At 70.4% G+C, this 19,041-nt stretch carries 20 protein-coding genes; 15 read left to right on the top strand and 5 right to left on the bottom strand.

Going from position 1 to position 19,041, the window contains the following annotated elements:
• Positions 1 to 48 precede the first annotated feature (48 nt).
• From paaZ to ACAM42_RS07535, 8 genes are all read left to right on the top strand, one after another.
• Complete coding sequence (gene paaZ, locus ACAM42_RS07570) at positions 49 to 2,109, top strand: phenylacetic acid degradation bifunctional protein PaaZ (RefSeq protein WP_369631626.1); 2,061 nt, start codon at positions 49 to 51, stop codon at positions 2,107 to 2,109.
• Positions 2,109 to 2,867 (top strand): SDR family NAD(P)-dependent oxidoreductase, encoded by a 759-nt coding sequence (locus ACAM42_RS07565; RefSeq protein ID WP_369631625.1) that lies wholly within the window; start codon positions 2,109 to 2,111, stop codon positions 2,865 to 2,867. The genes paaZ and ACAM42_RS07565 overlap by 1 nt, the downstream gene beginning before the upstream one ends.
• Before the next feature lie 29 nt (positions 2,868 to 2,896).
• Complete coding sequence (locus ACAM42_RS07560; protein WP_369631624.1) at positions 2,897 to 3,457, top strand: isoprenylcysteine carboxylmethyltransferase family protein; 561 nt, start codon at positions 2,897 to 2,899, stop codon at positions 3,455 to 3,457.
• Between the two features lie 120 nt (positions 3,458 to 3,577).
• Positions 3,578 to 4,027: a hypothetical protein gene (locus ACAM42_RS07555; protein WP_369631623.1), complete on the top strand. Its 450-nt coding sequence runs from the start codon at positions 3,578 to 3,580 to the stop codon at positions 4,025 to 4,027.
• A gap of 154 nt (positions 4,028 to 4,181) precedes the next feature.
• The gene (locus ACAM42_RS07550) at positions 4,182 to 4,751 is read left to right on the top strand and encodes a phosphatase PAP2 family protein (RefSeq protein WP_369631622.1); all 570 of its coding nucleotides are present in this window, start codon (positions 4,182 to 4,184) and stop codon (positions 4,749 to 4,751) included.
• Positions 4,748 to 5,788, top strand: coding sequence for a glycosyltransferase family 2 protein (locus ACAM42_RS07545; RefSeq protein WP_369631621.1), 1,041 nt, complete (start codon positions 4,748 to 4,750; stop codon positions 5,786 to 5,788). The genes ACAM42_RS07550 and ACAM42_RS07545 overlap by 4 nt, the downstream gene beginning before the upstream one ends.
• Positions 5,785 to 7,410 carry an ArnT family glycosyltransferase gene (locus ACAM42_RS07540; RefSeq protein WP_369631620.1) on the top strand — a complete coding sequence of 542 codons (1,626 nt, stop codon included), beginning with the start codon at positions 5,785 to 5,787 and terminating at the stop codon, positions 7,408 to 7,410. The genes ACAM42_RS07545 and ACAM42_RS07540 overlap by 4 nt, the downstream gene beginning before the upstream one ends.
• Before the next feature lie 4 nt (positions 7,411 to 7,414).
• Positions 7,415 to 8,287 (top strand): ChbG/HpnK family deacetylase, encoded by an 873-nt coding sequence (locus tag ACAM42_RS07535; RefSeq protein ID WP_369631619.1) that lies wholly within the window; start codon positions 7,415 to 7,417, stop codon positions 8,285 to 8,287.
• 4 nt (positions 8,288 to 8,291) lie between these two features.
• On the opposite strand, the gene ACAM42_RS07530 is transcribed toward ACAM42_RS07535, so the two are convergent.
• The 4 genes from ACAM42_RS07530 to ACAM42_RS07515 all read right to left on the bottom strand — a co-directional run bounded on the left by ACAM42_RS07530 (position 8,292) and on the right by ACAM42_RS07515 (position 10,653).
• Complete coding sequence (locus tag ACAM42_RS07530) at positions 8,292 to 8,696, bottom strand: hypothetical protein (protein ID WP_369631618.1); 405 nt, start codon at positions 8,694 to 8,696, stop codon at positions 8,292 to 8,294.
• A 5-nt stretch (positions 8,697 to 8,701) separates the two neighbouring features.
• Positions 8,702 to 9,310: a flavin reductase family protein gene (locus ACAM42_RS07525; protein ID WP_369631617.1), complete on the bottom strand. Its 609-nt coding sequence runs from the start codon at positions 9,308 to 9,310 to the stop codon at positions 8,702 to 8,704.
• 92 nt (positions 9,311 to 9,402) lie between these two features.
• Entirely contained in the window at positions 9,403 to 9,879 is a 477-nt protein-coding gene (locus ACAM42_RS07520; protein WP_062478668.1) for a hypothetical protein, read from the bottom strand.
• A gap of 48 nt (positions 9,880 to 9,927) precedes the next feature.
• Positions 9,928 to 10,653 (bottom strand): hypothetical protein, encoded by a 726-nt coding sequence (locus tag ACAM42_RS07515; protein WP_369631616.1) that lies wholly within the window; start codon positions 10,651 to 10,653, stop codon positions 9,928 to 9,930.
• Between the two features lie 335 nt (positions 10,654 to 10,988).
• Between ACAM42_RS07515 and ACAM42_RS07510 the strand changes: the two genes are divergently transcribed.
• Positions 10,989 to 11,918, top strand: coding sequence for a class I SAM-dependent methyltransferase (locus ACAM42_RS07510; protein ID WP_369631615.1), 930 nt, complete (start codon positions 10,989 to 10,991; stop codon positions 11,916 to 11,918).
• Here ACAM42_RS07510 and ACAM42_RS07505 read toward each other — a convergent pair.
• Complete coding sequence (locus ACAM42_RS07505) at positions 11,890 to 12,849, bottom strand: helix-turn-helix domain-containing protein (protein ID WP_139700034.1); 960 nt, start codon at positions 12,847 to 12,849, stop codon at positions 11,890 to 11,892. The genes ACAM42_RS07510 and ACAM42_RS07505 overlap by 29 nt on opposite strands.
• 212 nt (positions 12,850 to 13,061) lie before the next feature.
• Here ACAM42_RS07505 and ACAM42_RS07500 point away from each other — a divergent pair, with 212 nt between their 5' ends.
• From ACAM42_RS07500 to ACAM42_RS07475, 6 genes are read left to right on the top strand one after another with little or no spacing between them, the layout of a single operon-like run.
• Positions 13,062 to 14,252 (top strand): amino acid ABC transporter substrate-binding protein, encoded by a 1,191-nt coding sequence (locus tag ACAM42_RS07500; RefSeq protein ID WP_095949421.1) that lies wholly within the window; start codon positions 13,062 to 13,064, stop codon positions 14,250 to 14,252.
• 4 nt (positions 14,253 to 14,256) lie between these two features.
• On the top strand, positions 14,257 to 15,135 hold the full coding sequence (locus ACAM42_RS07495; RefSeq protein ID WP_369631614.1) for a branched-chain amino acid ABC transporter permease: 879 nt from the start codon (positions 14,257 to 14,259) through the stop codon (positions 15,133 to 15,135).
• On the top strand, positions 15,132 to 16,064 hold the full coding sequence (locus ACAM42_RS07490; protein WP_369631613.1) for a branched-chain amino acid ABC transporter permease: 933 nt from the start codon (positions 15,132 to 15,134) through the stop codon (positions 16,062 to 16,064). Before ACAM42_RS07495 ends, ACAM42_RS07490 begins: the two co-directional genes overlap by 4 nt.
• Positions 16,061 to 16,810 carry an ABC transporter ATP-binding protein gene (locus tag ACAM42_RS07485; RefSeq protein ID WP_369631612.1) on the top strand — a complete coding sequence of 250 codons (750 nt, stop codon included), beginning with the start codon at positions 16,061 to 16,063 and terminating at the stop codon, positions 16,808 to 16,810. Before ACAM42_RS07490 ends, ACAM42_RS07485 begins: the two co-directional genes overlap by 4 nt.
• A complete protein-coding gene (locus ACAM42_RS07480) occupies positions 16,807 to 17,517 on the top strand; it encodes an ABC transporter ATP-binding protein (protein WP_369631611.1) in 711 nt (236 codons plus the stop codon). Before ACAM42_RS07485 ends, ACAM42_RS07480 begins: the two co-directional genes overlap by 4 nt.
• 38 nt (positions 17,518 to 17,555) lie before the next feature.
• Positions 17,556 to 19,007 (top strand): aldehyde dehydrogenase, encoded by a 1,452-nt coding sequence (locus tag ACAM42_RS07475; RefSeq protein ID WP_369631610.1) that lies wholly within the window; start codon positions 17,556 to 17,558, stop codon positions 19,005 to 19,007.
• The last annotated feature ends 34 nt before the right edge of the window (positions 19,008 to 19,041 follow it).

The following is a 19,041-nucleotide window of genomic DNA, read 5'->3' as shown; positions in this document are numbered from 1 at the left end:
GCGCGCGCACCGCGCCGCTGCGCCTTCCCTCTTCAAAGGACACGCGCCATGACCACCCTTCAAAGCTACATCGCCGGCCGCTGGATCGGCCAGGAAGCCGCCCAATCGCTGCGCAGCGCCGTCAACGGCCAGGCCGTGGCGAGCACGCACGCCGAGGCCATCGACTTCGCCGAGGCGCTGGCGCATGCGCGCCGCGTCGGCATTCCCGCGCTCATGAAGCTCGACTTCCAGCAGCGCGCCGAGCGCCTGAAGGCGCTGGCCAAGTACCTGGCCGCGAACAAGGAAGCGCTGTATGCCGTGTCGGCCCACACCGGCGCCACGCGCGCCGACGGCTGGATCGACATCGAGGGCGGCGCCGGCACGCTGAGCGCCTACGCCAGCATCGGCACCAACGAGCTGCCCTCGGGCAACCTCGTGCACGAAGGCCCGGCCTTCCCGCTGGGCAAGAAGGGCGGTTTCGCGGGCACGCACATCCTGGTGCCGCGCGGCGGCGTGGCGGTGCACATCAACGCCTTCAACTTCCCGGTGTGGGGCCTGCTCGAAAAATTCGCGCCCAGCTTCCTGGCGGGCATGCCCTGCATCGGCAAGCCGGCCACGGCCACCAGCTACCTCACCGAGGCGCTGATGAAGCTCATCGTGCAGTCGGGCATCCTGCCCGAGGGCAGCCTGCAGCTCGTGATCGGCAGCACGGGCGACCTGCTCGACCGCCTCGAAGGCCCCGACGTCGTCACCTTCACCGGCTCGGCCGACACGGCCGCCAAGCTGCGCGTGAACGCGAACCTGGTGCGCCAGTCGATCCCGTTCAACGCCGAAGCCGACTCGCTGAACTGCGCGATCCTCGCGCCCGACGTGACGCCCGACGACGAGGAGTTCGACCTCTTCGTGAAGGAAGTGGCGCGCGAAATGACCATCAAGGCCGGCCAGAAGTGCACCGCCATCCGCCGCGCGATCGTGCCGCGTCAGCACCTCGACGCCGTGGCCGAGAAGCTGCGCGCACGACTGGCCAAGACCGTCATCGGCGACCCGTCGCGCGAAGACGTGCGCATGGGCGCCCTCGCCTCGCGCGACCAGCAGGCCGACGTGGCCGAGCGCGTCGCCACGCTGCTGCAGGGCGCGGAGCTGGTGTACGGCGAACGCGACGGCTTCGCGCCGGTGGGCGACGGCGTGAGCGAAGGCGCGTTCTTCGCGCCCACGCTGCTCTTGAGCCGCAAGCCGCTCGAACACGATGCGGCGCACGACGTCGAGGCCTTCGGCCCCGTCAGCACGCTCATGCCCTACGACGGCATCGACGAAGCGCTGGCGCTGGCCGCGCGCGGCAAGGGCAGCCTCGTGGGCACGCTGGTCACGCGCGACCCGGCCATTGCGGCCAAGGCCATCCCGGTGGCTGCCGCCTGGCACGGCCGCCTGCTGGTGCTCGACCGCGAGGCCGCCGCCGAATCGACCGGCCACGGATCGCCGCTGCCGCCGCTGAAGCACGGCGGCCCGGGCCGCGCGGGCGGCGGCGAAGAGCTCGGCGGCCTGCGCGCCGTGAAGCACTACCTGCAGCGCGCCGCGCTGCAGGGCTCGCCCACCATGCTCGCGGCCGTGACCGGCGAGCACGTGCGCGGCGCCGCGCTGCGCGAGAGCGAGGTGCATCCCTTCCGCCGCTACTTCGAGGAGCTGCGCATCGGCGACTCGCTGCTCACGCACCGCCGCACGGTGGGCGAGGCCGACATCGTCGCCTTCGGCGGCATCTCGGGCGACTACTTCTACATGCACTTCGACGAAGAGGCGGCCAAGGCCTCGCCCTTCGGCAAGCGCATCGCGCACGGCTACTTCGTGCTGTCGGCGGCCGCGGGCCTGTTCGTGTCGCCCTCGCCCGGCCCGGTGCTGGCCAACTACGGCCTGGACACGCTGCGCTTCGTCAAGCCCGTGGGCATCGGCGACACCATCCAGGCGCGCCTGACCTGCAAGCGCAAGATCGACCGCAACAAGAAGGACGCGAGCGGCCAGGGCCAGGGCGTGGTGGCCTGGGACGTGGAGGTGACCAACCAGCTGGGCGAACTGGTCGCGAGCTACGATATCCTGACGCTCGTCTCCAAGAAACCCACCACCCAAAGCTCCACCTGATGTTCGATCTCACAGGAAAAGTCGCGCTCGTCACCGGCGGCAACGGCGGCATCGGCCTCGGCATGGCGCAGGGCCTCGCCAAAGCCGGCGCCCGCGTCATCATCGCGGCACGCAATGCGCAGAAGTCGGCCGCCGCGGTCGAATCGCTGAAGGCATTGGGCAGCGACAGCTTCGCGCTCGCGCTCGACGTGACCGACGAAGCCTCGGTGCAGAAGGCCTTCGACGAGGTCGCCGCGCGCTGCGGCCGGCTCGACATCCTCGTCAACAACGCCGGCACCACGGTGCGCAAGCCCGTCGACCAGCTCGCGCTGGCCGAGTGGCACCAGGTGATGGACACCAACCTCACCAGCGCCTTCCTGTGCAGCCGCGCCGCGCACCCGCACCTCAAGAAGGCAGGCGGCGGCAAGATCATCAACATCGGCTCGATGATGTCGATCTTCGGCGCGCCCTACGCGCCGGCCTACGCCGCGAGCAAGGCCGGCATCGTGCAGCTCACCAAGTCGACCGCGCTCTCGTGGGCGGCCGACCAGATCCAGGTCAACGCCATCCTGCCGGGCTGGTTCGAGACCGAGCTGACCGACGGTGCGCGCACCCAGATCCCGGGCCTGTACGAACGCGTGAAGACGCGCGCCGCCGCCGGCCGCTGGGGTCAGCCCTCGGACATCGCAGGCACCGCCGTGTTCCTGGCCAGCGCCGCCTCCGACTACGTGACCGGCACCGCCATCCCGGTCGACGGCGGGTTTTCGATCTCCGGCTGAGTCTTGCGGGCCGTGTAAATTCGGCCGCCATGCTCCTCTGGTTCCAGCTTTTCCTTTTCGTCGCCGGCACGGCCGCGCTGCTGTACGTGTCGCGCGGGCCGCTGAGCCAGCCCGGCTCGCACGGCTTCTACCGCTTCTTCGCGTGGGAATGCATGCTGGTGCTGATCGTGCTGAACCTGCCGGTGTGGCATGTCGATCCGCTCTCGTTCACGCAGCTGCTTTCGTGCGTGCTGCTGGCGCTGTCGATCTGGCTGCCGATCCACGCGGTGCGGCTGCTCAAGGCGCAGGGCAAGCCGAGCGAGGCGCGCAACGACGACCCGGCCCTGTACGGTTTTGAAAAGACCTCGGCGCTCGTGACCACCGGCGCCTTCCGCTACATCCGCCACCCGATGTACACGGCGCTGATGCTGCTGGCCTGGGGCGCCTTCCTCAAGCAGTTCACCTGGCTCACGCTGGCGCTGGTGCTGCTGGCCACGCTGTTTCTCTTCCTGACGGCGCTGCGCGACGAAAAGGAATGCCTCGCGCATTTCGGCGACGACTACCGCGACTACATGCGCGGCACGCGGCGCTTCATTCCGTTCCTGCTGTGAGCGTGACGCCGGCCCGGTAGCGCCGGCCTGCCCTGCCCCTTCCGCGCACCGCCCGCTACCTTGCGGGACGCTGACCTGCACGATCAGGTTCTGTTCATGCGGGGCTCCTAGCATTCGCGCATGTTGCTCGCACGCATCCGCCGTCTCGCTCATGCCCATCGCCGGGCATGGTGGTTCGCGGCCCTGCTGCTGAGCCTGCTGCAGCCCTTCATCGCGGTGCATTTCAACTGCGACGGGCTCGAGGACGAACCGATGCTGCGGCTGCGCGGCGTCGGCGAGACGACGCAGTTCGAAGCGGACGACCGCGCGGACCACCCGTTCGACCGCGAGACCACGGTGTTCGCCCAGGGCCCCGCGGGCATTCATCTGCCCGACACATTGAACATGGGGCTGGACACGCTGCTGGCCCTGTTGCTGGCGCTGCTGCCGCTGGCCGTGGTGCTGATGCGGCATGCCGGCCCTGCCGGGCGCACGGTGCCCGAGCCCGTGCCGCGGCATGCCGGCGCGCCGCCGCCGTCCTCCCCCTGGCGGCGCCTGCCTCCCCCCGCCGCCCCACCTTTCGCGACCTGAGAAGCGGCGCCTCGCGCGCCGAGCGGCTGTGCTGCGCCCTGCGCGCGGCCGGCGCACCCTCGTCTTTGTCGAAAGGTCCGACCATGTCCGCTTTCTCTTCGTGCACGCATCGCCCTGCGTCCAACGTTGCCCGTGTGCCGAGCGAGGTGCCACCATGCACGCGCTGAACCTCGCCCTGCTGCAATGGCTCGCCGCCGGCGCGCAGCCCACGCCATGGGTGCTGATGTGCGCCCGCACGCTGGCGCTCGGCGGCAGCTGGCTGTGCGCCGCCGTCGCGCTTGCGATGCTGTGGCGCCGGCCCGACGAGCGCGCCTACCTGGTCGCGGTCGGGCTGCTGGCCGGGCTGGCCTCGATGCTGTCGCACGCCGTCGCGCTGCGGCTGAACGTGCCGCGCCCCTTCGCGCAGGGGCTGGTGCCGGCCTACATCACGCACGCGGTCAACGGCTCGCTGCCGAGCACGCACGCCAGCGTGATGTTCACGGTCGCGCTGGCCTTCCTGGCGCGCACCGGCCTGCGCGCCATCGGCGTGCCGCTGTTCCTGCTGGCTGCCGCGACGGGCTGGGGCCGGGTCTACGCCGGGGTTCATTTCCCGTTCGACATCGCGGCCGGCCTGCTGCTGGCCGCCGCGCTCGTCGGTGCGCTGGGCACCGCGCAGTGGCTGGCCCACCGCGCGGCCGCGCGCGCCGCCACCCGTGCCACGGCTTCCGCCTGGAGACCCTCATGACCACCGCCTCGACCCTGCGCCCGGACACCGACGCCACGGCCACGGCCGCCCCCTCGCCGCGGACCGTCGACCCCGACACGCCGCCGCCCGGCGCGCACAGCCTCTCGTGCGTGATTCCCTGCTTCAACGAGGGCGCCAACCTGCGCCACCTGCTGCCGCTGCTCGAAGACGTGCTGTGGGCCACGCGGATGCACTGGGAAATCATCGTGGTCGACGACGGCAGCACCGACGACACCGCCGCCGTGGCCGAGGCCTGGTGCGACCTGTCGGGCTTTCGCTGCATCTCGCTGTCGCGCAACTTCGGCAAGGAGGCCGCGCTCACCGCGGGCCTGGCCGCCGCCGGCGGCGATGCGGTGGTGCTGCTCGACGGCGACCTGCAGCACGCGCCCGAGCTCATCCACGACATGCTCGCGCAGTGGCGCGCCGGCGCCGAGGTGGTCTACGCGGTGCGCGCGGCGCGCCACGACGAGAGCCGCTTCAAGCAGCTCGGCAGCCGGCTGTTCTACCGGCTCATGAACGACTCGGACCGCTTCTCGGTGCCCAAGGACGCGGGCGACTTCCGCCTGATGGACCGCAAGGTGGTCGACGCGCTGAAGAGCCTGCCCGAGCGCAGCCGATTCATGAAGGGCCTGTACGCCTGGGTCGGGTTCCGCGCCGTGGCGCTGCCCTACACGCCGGCCCCGCGTGCGCAGGGCGCCAGCAGCTTCAACGCGCGGCGGCTCGTGAGCCTGGCGATCGACGGGCTCACCGCCTTCACCACCTGGCCGCTGCGCATGGTGAGCGTGGTCGGCCTGCTGTTCGCGGTGCCGGCGCTGTCGTACGGCATCTTCGTGGCCATCGACCACCTGCTGTTCGGCAACGCCGTCTCCGGCTGGACCACCATCGTGGTGAGCCTGATGTTCTTCATCGGCATCCAGATGATCTCGACCGGCATCGTCGGCGAGTACATCGCGCGCATCTACGAGGAGGCCAAGGGCCGGCCGCTGTACGTGGTGCGCCAGGAGCGCGGAACCGGCCTCGGGGCCGGGCAGCCATGACGCGGCCCACCACCACCACCACCACCACCACCACCACCACCACCACCACCACCACCCCGCACACCTGGTGGACCGCGCCGCAGCCGCTGTGGCTCATCGCGGGCATCTTCGCCTGGCTGCTCATCACGGCCTGGGCCCGGCCGCTGATGGCGCCCGACGAAGGCCGCTACGTCGGCATCGCGCTGGGCATGCTGCACTCCGGCGACTGGCTGGTGCCGCGGCTGGACGGCCTGCCCTTCTTCCACAAGCCGCCGCTGTTCTACTGGATCGGCGCCGCCGCGATGGCGGTGGCCGGGCCGGTGGAATGGGCCGCGCGGTTGCCGTCCGTGCTGGGCGCGGGCATCGCGGCCTCGGCGCTGTTCCTGTTCCTGCGCCGCTGGTCGACGGTGCGGCTGGCGCTGCTGTCCACCGTGGTGCTCGTCACCACGCCCTTCTTCTTCCTGGGCGCGCAGTTCGCCAACCTGGACATGCTGGTGGCCGGCTGCATCTCGGGCACCGTGCTGTTCGGCGCTGGCGCCGTGCTGGCGCGCGAGCGCGAGGAACCGTGGCGCGGCCTGCTGGCGGGCGCCTACCTGCTGGCGGCGGCGGGGCTGCTGGCCAAGGGGCTCATCGGCCTGCTGCTGCCCACGCTGGTGCTGCTGGCCTGGTGCGCGGTGACGCGCAAGGCCGTCGTGCTGCGCCTGGCCGTGTGGCTGCCGGGCTGGGCGATCCTGCTCGCGGTGGCCGGCCCGTGGTTCGTCGCGATGCAGATGAAGTACCCCGGGTTCTTCGACTACTTCGTGATCACCCAGCACTTCCGGCGCTTCGCGTCCTCGGGCTTCAACAACGAGCATGGCGTGTGGTTCTACCTGCCGGTGCTGGCGGCCCTCACGCTGCCGTGGTTCGCCTGGGCCCTGGTGCCGCGCGGCCACGACGCGGCGGCGCCGCGCCCGCGCTTCTCGGAGATCGACTGGCTCATGTGGATCTGGCTCGTGGTCATCGTGGGCTTCTTCTCGCTGCCGCGCTCCAAGCTGGTCGGCTACGTGCTGCCGGCCTTGCCGCCGCTGGCCTGCCTGATCGCGCAGCGCGTGCTCGCGGGCCGCGTGCCCGACACGCTGCTGCCCAAGGTCCGCGCGACGGCCCTGGCGTCGGCCCTCGTGTGCATTGCCTGCGTGGCCGGCCTGGCGCTCTACGCACGGCCGCCGGGCACGCGGCTGCGGCTGCCCGAGGGCCAGGCCGTGGCGGCCGGCGACCAGGTGCTGATGCTCGACAGCTACCTCTACGAGATCCCGTTCTACTGGAAGCTGCGCACGCCGGTGCGGATCGCGGACGACTGGAAAGCCGCCGCCACCGACACGCGCGACAACTGGCGCAAGGAGATCGCGGACGCGGCCCGCTTCGACCCCGCGCGCGCCGCTGACCTGCTGGTCGAGCGCACGCAGCTGGCCGCCGCCCTGTGCACGCCGCGCACCACCTGGCTGGTGGGCCCGAGCAACGCGCAACTCGCCCATCCGTGGCTCGCGCAGGCCCGGCTCGTCGCCTTCACCCCGGCCGTCGCGGCCTGGCGCTTCGCGGGCAGCGCAACGGGCGATGCGCGGTGCCTCGACCTCCCGCCGGCGGCCCCGGCCAGCGCCAATGACTGACGACATGCACACCCCCACCGCCTCGTCCCGCAGCCTGTGCATCTGCGCCGACGACTTCGGCCTGAGCGCCGGCGTGAACACGGCCGTCATCGACCTGGTCGAGCGCGGCATCGTCTGCGCCACCAGCGGCATGGTGCGCCGCCGCGCCTGGCTGGCCGGCGCACGGGCGCTGCGGCGCCTGGACGCTGGCACCTTCGACGCCGGCCTGCACCTGGACCTCACGCGGCCCGAAGTCTCCGGCGGCCCCGAGCCGGCCCTCACCGGCTTGGTGGCGCGCACCTGGACGCGGACCGCCTTCGCCCCGGGGCTGCGCGCCGACATCCGCGACCAGTTCAGCCGCTTCGAGGACGCGATGGGCCGCGCCCCCGCCTTCGTCGACGGGCACCGCCACGTGCACCAGCTGCCGATGGTGCGCGAGCTGCTGGTGGAAGAGATCGTGCGGCGCTACGGCGCGTCGCCGCCCTGGCTGCGCCACACGGCGCCGGGCCCGGGCCGGGGCGCCGAGCGGCTGAAGGCCGGCCTCATCCATGCGCTGGGCGCCGCGGGCCTGTCGGCGCTGGCCCACCGCCACGGCATTCCCACCAGCCGCCGCCTGCTCGGCGTGTACGACTTCGAGGGCGACATGCAGGACCACCAGCAGCGCCTCACCGCGTGGATCGCGGCGAGCGAGACGGGCGACGTGCTCATGTGCCACCCCTCCGCCGGCCTGACGCCGGGCGACCCGATCGGCCCTGCGCGGCTGCGCGAGTACGCGGTGCTGCGCGACCTGGTGTTTCCGGTGCGGGATGCCGACGGTGCCGGCGAGGTGGTGCTGGCGCCGCTGTCGCACTGGCTCGGCGCGCTCCCGCTCGAGGTGCCGCACCAGGCCGCAGCGTGAGCGGCTACGGCTTGTCTGCCGTCGTCCCGGTGCCCTCGCCGCGCGCGCCCCACCAGCTGGCGAGGACCAGCCCGCCCTTGCGCACCAGCAGCACCGCCATGACCACGAGCACGGCCCGCGACGCCACGTAGCCCGCGATACCGAGCAGCGTGGACGGCAGCGGCTTGGCCGCCCAGAAGATGACCCAGGTCGCCAGACCGGCCATCGCCAGCCCGCCGACGACCAGCATCACGCCACCCACCATCCACGTGAGGATCGCCAGCCGCGCGGCCAGGCCGGTCAGGCGGTCGGCGCCGGGCCAGCCGCGCCAGGTCCACAACGCCGCCAGGCCCAGCGAGCCCATCATGGCCACCAGCAGGCCCATGAGGCTGTAGCCGACGACGGTGATGATCTGGTTCAGGTCCGGCATGCAGGCTACGGTGTCAACCGCGGCAGCGTCTTCGCATCGACCGCCTCGCCGTCGACGATGAAGTGCCCGCCCGCCACGTGGTGCAGCGTGCGCAGTTCGTCGTGGCCCTCGAAATGCCAGCGGCCTTCCGAGAACACGCGCGCATCGGCCTGCGCCGCGATCACCTCGCCCAGGAACAGGTCGTAGCGCTGCTGGATCGGCGGCTCGGGCAGCAGCCGGCATTCGAGCCAGGCCGCGCAGCCTTCGAGCAGCGGCGTGCCGGTGGCGTCGCCCGCGAAGGTCGAGAGGCCGTAGGCGGCGAACTTGTCGCTGCCGTCGCGCTCGGCGATCTCGCGGCCCGAGCTGTTGCCCAGGGCCTCGGTCAGGTCGAGCTGCGCGCGCGTGGGCACCTGCAGTGCAAAGGTGCCCGCGCCTTCGAGCAGCACGCGCGTCCAGGTGCTCTTGTCGAGCACCACGGCCACCTTGGGCGGATCGAAGTCCAGCGGCATGGCCCAGGCCGCGGCCATGATGTTGCGCCGGCCGTCGTGCGCAGCGCTCACGAGGACGGTCGGGCCGTGGTTCAGGAGACGGTAGGCCTTGTTCAGCGGAACCGGCCGGCGGTGAGAGGCGTTCATGCGCGTGGGGCCCGCGACAGCGAGCCCGGAGGATGGCGGCCCGCCAGCCTACCAGCAGGCGCCTGGCGGCTCAAACGCGCGGTTGTTGCCCGTCACGCCGCGTAGGCGTCGCACAGGGCGAGGTACTCGTCGCCCGAAATCTCCAGTGCGGTCGCGCGGCGCAGCACGCGGGCCTTCGGCTTGGGCAGGTCGGTCTTGATCTGGATCTGCTTGCCGATGGGAATGCCCATGTAGTCCTGGTTGACCCAGGTGTTCTCGACGATGTTGTGCCACGGCAGCAGCAAGCCGTTCTCGAAGGTCAGGCCCTGGCGGCCGATGACGAAGGCAGGCGTTGCGATGTTGGCCAGCGTACGGATGCACTTGACGGCCAGCCACGCGGCCAGCAGGCCGAAGCCCGCCGCGATGAGGATGCCGATGTTCTTGTCCTGCGCGCGGATGCACAGCACGGCGAGCACGACCGCGACCACCACCCAGAGCGTGGCACCGGCGATCAGCCGCGTGCGGGAGTAGAAGACGGGGCGGTCCTGGCGGGTTTTTTCCTGTTGGCTGGCGGAGCTGTAGATTTCCATTTTGGAGTCGCTGTACTTTGGAGATTGAAGAAAGAAAAAGAAGAAGGCTCAGGCCGACGGCAGGCGCTGCATGAGGCACACCATCAGCACCGGTTCGTTGTCGATCTTCGAGCGATCGATCTTGCGGGTCTTGCCGTTGGCGACGATGAGCAGGTGCTCATCGACGTCCATCGCTTCGGCATCGGACTGCGTGCGGATCGTGTCGATGCTCGACCACGCGATGAGCTGGCCCTTGTGCACCAGCCCTTCCGCATTGAGCGCCAGCGCGCCGAAGGGCACAGTGTCGCCCGCATGCAGGCGCCGCTCCACGTCGTGGCGCAGCACCTCGCCGACGGCCTCTTCCACTTCGGCGACGAGCGCATACGGGTCGTCCCACAGGTCGAGCCGCAGGCGCAGCGTGCGGCCGTCGCGGGTGGTGAGCAGCAGGTGGTTGCGGTTGTGGCGATGGCGCAGCCGCGTCACATCGGCGAAGGCGACGGTCTGCGTGCCCAGCTGCAGGCCGTGCGCGGTCAGCGTCAGCACCTGCGGGGTGCGCAGCCACGCGAAGAAGTCGCTGCCCTTCCAGCAGATCAGGTAGATCGCGGCCGGGATCGCCAGCACCAGCACGAAGAAGGCGCCCTTGTAGCGCACGAAGTCCGGCGTGATGAGGTACGGAAGGATGTAGATCTTGGCCGGCACCAACACCATGGCGCAGAAGACATAGATCGCGGCCAGGCCGGCCAGCACACAGTAGAACGCGTAGCGCGGAAAGATGCGGTCGTGACGAAGGGGCATGTGAAGCAAGTACCCAATGCGTCGACAACGGGCGTGGTGGCGTGGAGCTGAATTGCGCGCACGACCATACCAGCGGGAAGCGTCGCTCCCGAGGCTTCGCATGCGTTAGGGCATCTTTTTTTTGAGCCGAGAACGCCTGCCGCGAAACCAGTTAACCGAGAAGATTTAAGTTTGACGCCAGCTTCGACACAAGCGCTGCTTAAGCATTCATGGCAACTCTGCAAGCAGCGCACGGCGTGCCGTACGTGCACCGTGGCCCGTGAACGGAACGCATGCTGTACAGACGCCTCGTGCGGGTTGAAACTTCGCGCCCTCGCACCACTGGAGCCCCGCCCTTGAATCCTTCTTCGCAAGCCAGCCGCACCGCCCTCGCCACCGCGCTCATGCGCGCCATCCATGCGCGCAGCGCGCCTGCGCCGCTGCTGGACGACCCGTGGGGCGAGCGCCTGGTGCCCGACAGCGTTCGCGTCGCGTTCCTGGAACGCGCGCTGGCACGGCGCGACGCCACCTCGACGGACTCACCCGACACAGCGCTCGACGACGCGATGCGCGCCAACGCCGCCTACCCCGACGTGATCCTGCGTTCGCGCTACACAGAAGACGCGTTGAAGGACGCGGTCGCGCGCGGCGTCGCCCAGTACGTGCTGATCGGCGCCGGCTTCGACAGCTTCGTGTGCCGCATCCCCGAGTGGGCGCAGGGCCTGGACATCTACGAGGTCGACCACCCGGCCACGCAGCCGCTGAAGCGCCAGCGCCTCGCGGCCTGCGGCGTGGCACCGTCCGCATCGGTGCATTTCGTCGAAGCGGACCTGTCGGCCGAGAGCCTCGGCGCGGCGCTCGCGCGTTCGCCCTTCAACGCCGCGCAACCGACCTTCTTCTCATGGCTCGGCGTGACGGTGTACCTGACGCGCGAGGCCAACCTTGCCGCGCTGCGCGACATCGCCACCTGCGCGGCGCCCGGCAGCGAACTGGTCTTCACCTACATCGACGAGGCCACGTTGCACGCAGGCCCCTCCGGCACCGAGGCCTTCCAGAAGCTGCGCAGCGACGTGGCCTCGGTCGGCGAAGAGTTCCTGTCGGGCTTCGATCCGAAGACGCTGGCGGCGCTGCTGCGCGGCACCGGGCTCGATCTACTCGAAGACATCGACGGCCACGCAGCACTGGCGCGCTACGACCCGACCGGGCGCAACGGCCTGCAGCCGGCCGGCGCGGCGCACATCGCGCACGCGCGCATCGTCAGCGCGGCAGCGTCGCCTGCCGCCTGAACTCGCTCGGGCTGCCGCCCGTGTGCGCGCGGAACACGCGGCTGAAGTGCGAGAGGTTGCCGAAGCCCGCGCCCAGCGCGATGTCGGTGATCGAGCGCGCGGCGTTCGCGGGATCGATCAGGTCGCGGATGCTGGCCGCCAGCCGCTGGTGCTGGATGTAGCCGGTGAGCGTGTCGTCGTCGCCCGCGAAGGCCTGGTGCAGCAGGCGCTTGCTGCAACGCAGGGCCAGCGCCATACCGTCGATCGACAGCGCCGGGTCGCGCAGGTTCTGCGCCACGTGGCGGTGGATGCGGTCTTTCAGCGCCTCGCGCTGGGTCTGGGCGGTGCTGCGGCCCGCGAGTTCCATGAGCGACAGGCGCACCAGCTGGATCAGCAGCTCGCCCGCGCCGCGCGCGGCGGCCTCGCTCATGTGGGGCAGCTCCAGGTAGGTGTTGCGCATGGTCTCCAGCGCCACGCGCGAGATGCCGCTGTCGCCGCCGATGCGCCGCGCCACGAGGTCGCCCAGCGGCAGCGCGGGCGAGGCGATCTGGTCTTTGGGCAGCATCACGATGAGGTGGTCGCTGCGCTCGGGGTTGGCCACGGTGTAGTCGAGCGTGGTGTCGTACAGCGTCCAGCCGCCCGCACGCACCGCCGCCGCGCGCCCGCGCTGCGTGACCTCGGCCGAGCCCTGCCAGGGCGCGACGATCTTCAGGTAGGGCGCATCGCTCAGGCGCGCCATCTGCGGGGTGCGCAAGACGCGATGCCGGTTCGCTTCGAGCCGCGTGAGGATCACGTCGCCCGCGTGCGAGGACGCGAGGTGGCCGTCGAAATCGCTGTCGCCGTACAGGTCGGAGCCGAGGCCGCCGAAGTGGCGCCACACCCACTCGCACCACAGCGGCCCGCGTTCCTTCGGCGGGATGGCGTCGGTGGACAGGAGCAGGGACGCGGTCATGGGGCGAAAGCAGTGAAGACGAAAGATTGCAACACGGCAGCAGGATGCCGCGCATTGTGGAGTGCCCGCAAAGCCCTCGCCTTTGCGGGTTAACCACTAGGCGCCTGCACGCTGCGTCAAGTGCTTTGTGCGCGGCGGGCACAGCGGCAAAGGGCGTGCGTTTCTACGATCCCGGTCAGCGGGCGCATACCGACGCCCGGAAGGAGACCTCCATGCTTCACCCCACCCGCCGCCACTGGATCCAGGGCACGGCCACCGCGCTGGGCGCGGCCGCCGTCGCGCCGCAGCTGTTCGCGCAAAGCGCGCCCGTTCGCATCGGCTACGCCATCGCCCGCACCGGCCCCTGGGCCGCGGGTGCGCAGGTGAGCCAGGAACCCAACTACCTGCTGTGGGCCGAGCAGGTCAACGCCGCGGGCGGCCTGTCGGTGAAGGGTGCCAAGCGCCCCATCGAGCTCATCGGTTACGACGACCGCAGCGAGACCGAGACCTGCGTGCGCACGTTTGAAAAGCTCATGGGCAGCGACAAGGTCGACCTCGTGCTGCCGCCCTGGGGATCGGGCGCCAACTTCGCGGTCGCGCCACTGGCCAACCGCTTCGGCTACCCGCTGCTGGCGCCCACCGCCCTGTCGCGCAAGCTCATCGACATGCGCCTGCCCTTCTTCTTCTCGCTGCTGCAGCAGCCCGACAAGATGATGGGTGCGCTGGTCGACATGCTGGTGGCGCAGAACGTGAAGACCATCACCATCGTCTACATGGACGACCTGTTCGGGCTGGAGAACTTCGCGGCGCTGAACAACGCGCTGAAGAAGACGCAGATCCAGGTGCTCGACCGCAAGAGCTACCCGCTGGGCGTGAAAGACCTCGCGCCCGTGCTGCGCACCATGAAGGACCTGAACCCCGACGCCTTCATCGGCATCACCTACCCGCCGGACACCATCCTCGCAAGCCGGCAGGCGCGCGAGGTGGGCTTCAACCCGAAGTACTTCTACGCCTCGGTGGGCACCGCCTTCCAGCTCTACAAGAACGTGATGGCCGCCAACACCGAGGGCGTGATCGGCATGGGTTCGTGGAACGGCAAGACCAGCCCCGAGGCCAAGGCCTATTTCGATGCGCACACCAAGAAGTTCGGCAAGGAGCCCGACCGCTGGGCCAGCGGCCACGCGTGGGCCGGCCTGCAGATCCTGCAGCAGGCGGTGGAGAAAGTGGGCCTCGATCGCAAGGCGCTGCGCGAGCAGATCGCGAAGAACGAGTTCAAGACCATCCTCGGGCCGATCCGCTTCGAGGGCAGCGAGAACGCGTCGATTCCCGGCACCGTGTCGCAGTGGCAGGGCGGCGACTTCGAAGTGGTGTGGCCGAAAGACCGCGCCACCGCGCAACTGATGCCCAAGCCGGCCTGGAAATAACAGCGTGTCGTTCTCTGGATGGGCCGAGCTCCTGGCCGGCGGATTGATCACGGGCGGCATCTATGCGCTGGTCGCCATCGGGCTGAACCTGCAGTACGGGCTGATGCGCATCATGAACATCTCGCACGGCGAGTTCCTGATGCTCGGTGCCTTTCTCACGTGGTGGGCGCACACGGCGCTGGGCATTTCGCCGCTCCTGTTCATGCCGGTGGCTTTCGTGCTGCTGATGGCGCTGGGCATGGCAGTGCATTGGCTGTGCTTCCGGCAGGTGGCGGCGCGCGCGCCGAACGTCGACGTATTCGAGGCGCGCAGCCTGATGGTCGGCTTCGGCCTGATGTTCTTCGTGCAGAACACCGCCCTGCTCGTGTGGGGCGGCGACCTGCGCGGCTACGACTACCTGGCCGAACCGGTGCAGCTGGGCGAGATGCGCTTCACCGCCAACAAGCTCGTGCTGTTCGGCGTGGCGCTGGCGCTGAGCCTCGTGCTCATCGCGCTGCTCAAGCTCACGCTGCTGGGCAAGGCGGTGCGCGCGCTGATGCAGTCGCCCACCGGCGCGCAGCTCGTGGGCATCAACACCAGGCGGCTGCACCCGCTGATGTTCGGCATCGGCCTGGGCCTGTCGGGCGTGGCCGGTGCGCTGCTGTCGATGACCTACGAGATCTCGCCCTCGATGGGCGAGCCCTACACCGTGACGGCGCTGATCGTCATCACCCTCGGCGGCTTCGGCAGCATCGCGGGCAGCCTCGTCGGCGGCCTGCTGCTGGGCGTGGTCGAAGCGCTGGGCATGCACTACACGAGCCCCTCGCTCAAGATGCTGCTGTCGTATGCCGTGTTCATCGGCGTGCTGATCTGGCGGCCCAACGGACTGTTCTCCAGAAGATGAACTCCCTCTTTCAAAACAAACCGTGGTGGGTGCTTTGCATCGGCCTCGCGCTGGCGGCCGCCGTGCCGTGGGTCGCGAGCGAGTTCATTGCGTCGGTCGCGCTCGGCTGCCTGATGTACATCGCGCTGGCCACCAGCTGGTCGCTGTTCTGCGGTGCCACGCGCTACCTGTCGCTCGCCACCTCGGCCTTCTTCGGCCTGGGTGCGTATGCGAGCGCCACGCTGCTCGAGGTGCTGCCCTGGCCGCTGGTCATTGTGAGCGGCGCGGCCATCGCGAGCGCGGTGGCGGTGCTGATGGGCGCGGCCGTGCTGCACCTGCGCGGCACCTACTTCGCGGTGCTGACCTTCGGCATGACCGAGCTGATCCGCCATGCGGTCACCTTCGTCGAGAAGCAGGTCTCTGGCACCGTGGGCCGCGTGCTCACGGTGGTGCCGTCGAACGAGACGGTGTACCTCACGGTGCTGGCGATTGCGGGCGCGGCCATTGCCACGGCGCTGCTCGTGAAGCGCAGCCGCTTCGGCCTGGCGCTGGCTGGCATCGGCGCCGACGAGCAGCGCGCGCAGACGCTGGGCGTGGACACGCGCCGCGTGAAGATCGCCGGCTTCGCGCTCACCGCCGCCTTCGCCGGTGCAGTGGGCGCCGCGATGGCCGTGCGCTGGACCTACATCGAACCGGCCGCCGTGTTCAGCCCCTTCATCGGCTTCCAGACCGTGCTGATCGCGATGATCGGCGGCGCCGCCAGCATCGGCGGACCGGTGGCCGCGGCCATCGTGTTCAGCCTGCTGTCGGAGACGCTGCGGCTGCAGCTGCCCTACGGCTACATGATGGTGCTGGGGCTGCTGCTCATCCTGTGCGTGATGTACCTGCCCAACGGCCTCGCGTCGCTGTGGCAGCGCAAGGCGGCCGCATTGCGGAGGCACGCACCATGAAGGCCACGCCGCTTCTCGAAGCCCGCGACCTCACGGTGCGCTTCGGCGGGCTCACCGCCGTCGACGCGGTGAGCGCCACGCTGCATGCGGGCGAGCTGGTCGGCATCATCGGCCCCAACGGCGCGGGCAAGACGACCTTCTTCAACGCGATCTCGGGCGTGGTCATGCCCACGTCGGGACGGCTGCTGGTGGAAGGCGACGTCGACCTCACGCGGCGCGGCCCGCACCTGTACGCCGCCCACGGCATCGCGCGCACCTTCCAGACGCCGCGCGTGATGGCCGACATGACGCTCGAGGACAACGTGCGCTTCGGCATGCAGTTCGCCGGCCGCCGCCGTGCGCCCATCGCGGGCCTGGGCAGCACCGGCGAGATCCTCGACATGCTGGGCCTGGGCGGCCTCGCCACGCAGATCGCGGCCGACGTCACGCCCTCGCAGCAGCGGTTGCTCGAGATCGGCATGGCGCTCGGCACGCGGCCGCGCGTGCTGCTGCTCGACGAGGTGGCGGCCGGCCTCACCGAGGCGGAGGTCGATGCCATGGCACGGCGCATCCGCCGCCTGCGCGACGACCACGACCTCGCCGTCGTGTGGATCGAACATGCGGTAACCACGCTGCTGAAGTACGTCGAGCGCGTGCTGGTGCTGCACCAGGGCCGCAAGATCGCCGACGGCACGCCGGCCGAGGTCGTGCGCAATGCCGAGGTGGTCGAGGCCTACCTGGGCGACGAGATGGAGGCCACGGTATGAGCGGCACACAACTCACCGTGCGCGGCCTGTCCGCGGGCTACCACGGCTTCCAGGTCATCCAGGGCCTGGACCTCGACGTGACGCCCGGCGTCACCGTCGTGCTCGGGCCCAACGGCGCGGGCAAGACCACGCTGCTCAAGGCGCTCGCGGGGCTGCTGCCGCGCACGGGCGATGCGGTGCTCGACGGCGCGGCGCTGCCGTCCGCCGATGCCACCGCCTGCGTGCGGCGCGGCCTGGCGCTGGTGGCCGAGGGCCGCCAGCTGTTCCCGCAGATGACCGTCACCGAGAACCTCGAACTCGGCGGCTGGCTCATCCCCGCGCGGCTGCGCGCCGAGCGCCTCGCGCGCGCCTTCGACGACTTTCCGCGCCTGAAGGAGCGCGCCACGCAGCTCGCCGGCACCATGAGCGGCGGCGAGCAGCAGATGGTCGCCGTGGCACGCGCCCTGATGAGCGGGCCGCGCCTGCTGATGCTCGACGAGCCCTCGCTCGGCCTGGCGCCGCGCATGGTCGACGAACTGCTCGCCATCGTGCGCCGCATCGCCGACCAAGGCGTGACCGTGCTCATGGTCGAACAGAACGTGCGCAAGGCCTTGCAGGCCGCCGACCGCGGCTACGTGCTCGAACGCGGGCGCGTGGTCGCCTCGGGCGAGGCGCAGGTACTGCTGCATTCCGACGCCGTGCGCCAGGCCTACCTGGGCGTGGCCTGAACACCCCTCTTCCTCTTTCTTTCCTGCAAAGGACACCCATGACCGACATCTCCATGCTCATCGACGGCGAACGCCGCACGGCCACCGGCGGCGCCACCTTCGAGCGCCGCAACCCGCTGGACGGCGGCATCGCCACGCGCGCACCTGCGGCCACGCCGGCCGACGCCGTGGCCGCCGTCGACGCCGCGCAGCGCGCCTTCGCCACCTGGTCGCAGACCGGCCCCAACGAACGCCGCGCCCTGCTGCTGAAGGCCGCACATGCGCTCGAAGCGCGCGCCGATGCCTTCGTGCAGGCCATGGCCCGCGAGACCGGCGCCTCGGCGCTGTGGGCCGGCTTCAACGTGCACCTGGCGGCCGGCATCCTCACCGAGGCCGCGTCGCTCACCACGCAGATCGCGGGCGAAGTCATTCCGTCCGACGTGCCCGGCAGCCTTGCCATGGGCGTGCGGCAGGCGGCCGGCGTGGTGCTGGGCATCGCGCCCTGGAATGCCCCCGTGATCCTGGCCACACGCGCCATCGCCACGCCGCTGGCCTGCGGCAACACCGTCGTGCTCAAGGGCTCCGAGCTGTGCCCCGAGACGCATGCGCTCATCATCGAAGCACTGGCCGAGGCCGGCCTGCCCAAAGGTACCGTCAACTTCGTGACCAACGCGCCCGCCGATGCAGGCGCCGTGGTCGAAGCCATGGTCGCGCACCCGGCGGTGCGGCGCGTCAACTTCACCGGCTCCACGCGCGTGGGTCGGCTGATCGCGCAGACCTGCGCCACGTACCTGAAACCCGCCGTGCTCGAACTCGGCGGCAAGGCGCCCTTCGTGGTGCTGGACGACGCAGACATCGACGCGGCCGTGGACGGCGCGATCTTCGGCTCGTTCGCCAACTCGGGGCAGATCTGCATGTCGACCGAACGCATCGTGGTCGACAACGCGGTGGCCGACGAGTTCGTCTCGAAGTTCGCCACCCGCGCACAGGCGTTGCCGCTCGGCGACCCGCGCGAAGGCCCCGTCGTGCTGGGCTCGGTCGTCGACATGAGCACCGTGACCCGCTGCAACGCCCTGATCGACGACGCCCTCGCCAAGGGCGCGGTGCTCGTGTGCGGCGGCAAGGCACAGAACACGCTGATGCCCGCCACCGTGCTCGACCACGTCACGCCCGCGATGGCCATCTACCGCGAGGAATCCTTCGGGCCGGTGAAGGCGGTCGTGCGCGTGAATGGCGTGGAAGAGGCGGTGGCGGTGGCCAACGACAACGAGTTCGGTTTGTCGTCAGCGGTGTTCGGCCGCGACGTGGCGCGTGCGTGGAACGTGGCGCAGCGCATCGAGGCGGGGATCTGCCATGTCAACGGGCCGACGGTGCACGACGAGGCGCAGATGCCGTTTGGGGGGGTGAAGGCGTCGGGGTATGGGCGGTTTGGGGGGCGGGCGGGCGTCGAGGCGTTCACGGAGCTGCGGTGGATTACGGTGCAGACGACGCCTCGGCACTATCCGTTCTGAACAAAGGGAGCGGCAGGACTCCGCCCTGCCGCTC

The organism is Variovorax sp. V35, from assembly GCF_041154465.1.
Classification (GTDB): Bacteria; Pseudomonadota; Gammaproteobacteria; order Burkholderiales; family Burkholderiaceae_C; genus Variovorax; species Variovorax boronicumulans.
Note: the sequence above shows the minus strand (reverse complement) of the source record. Positions and strands in the feature narration are given on the sequence as shown.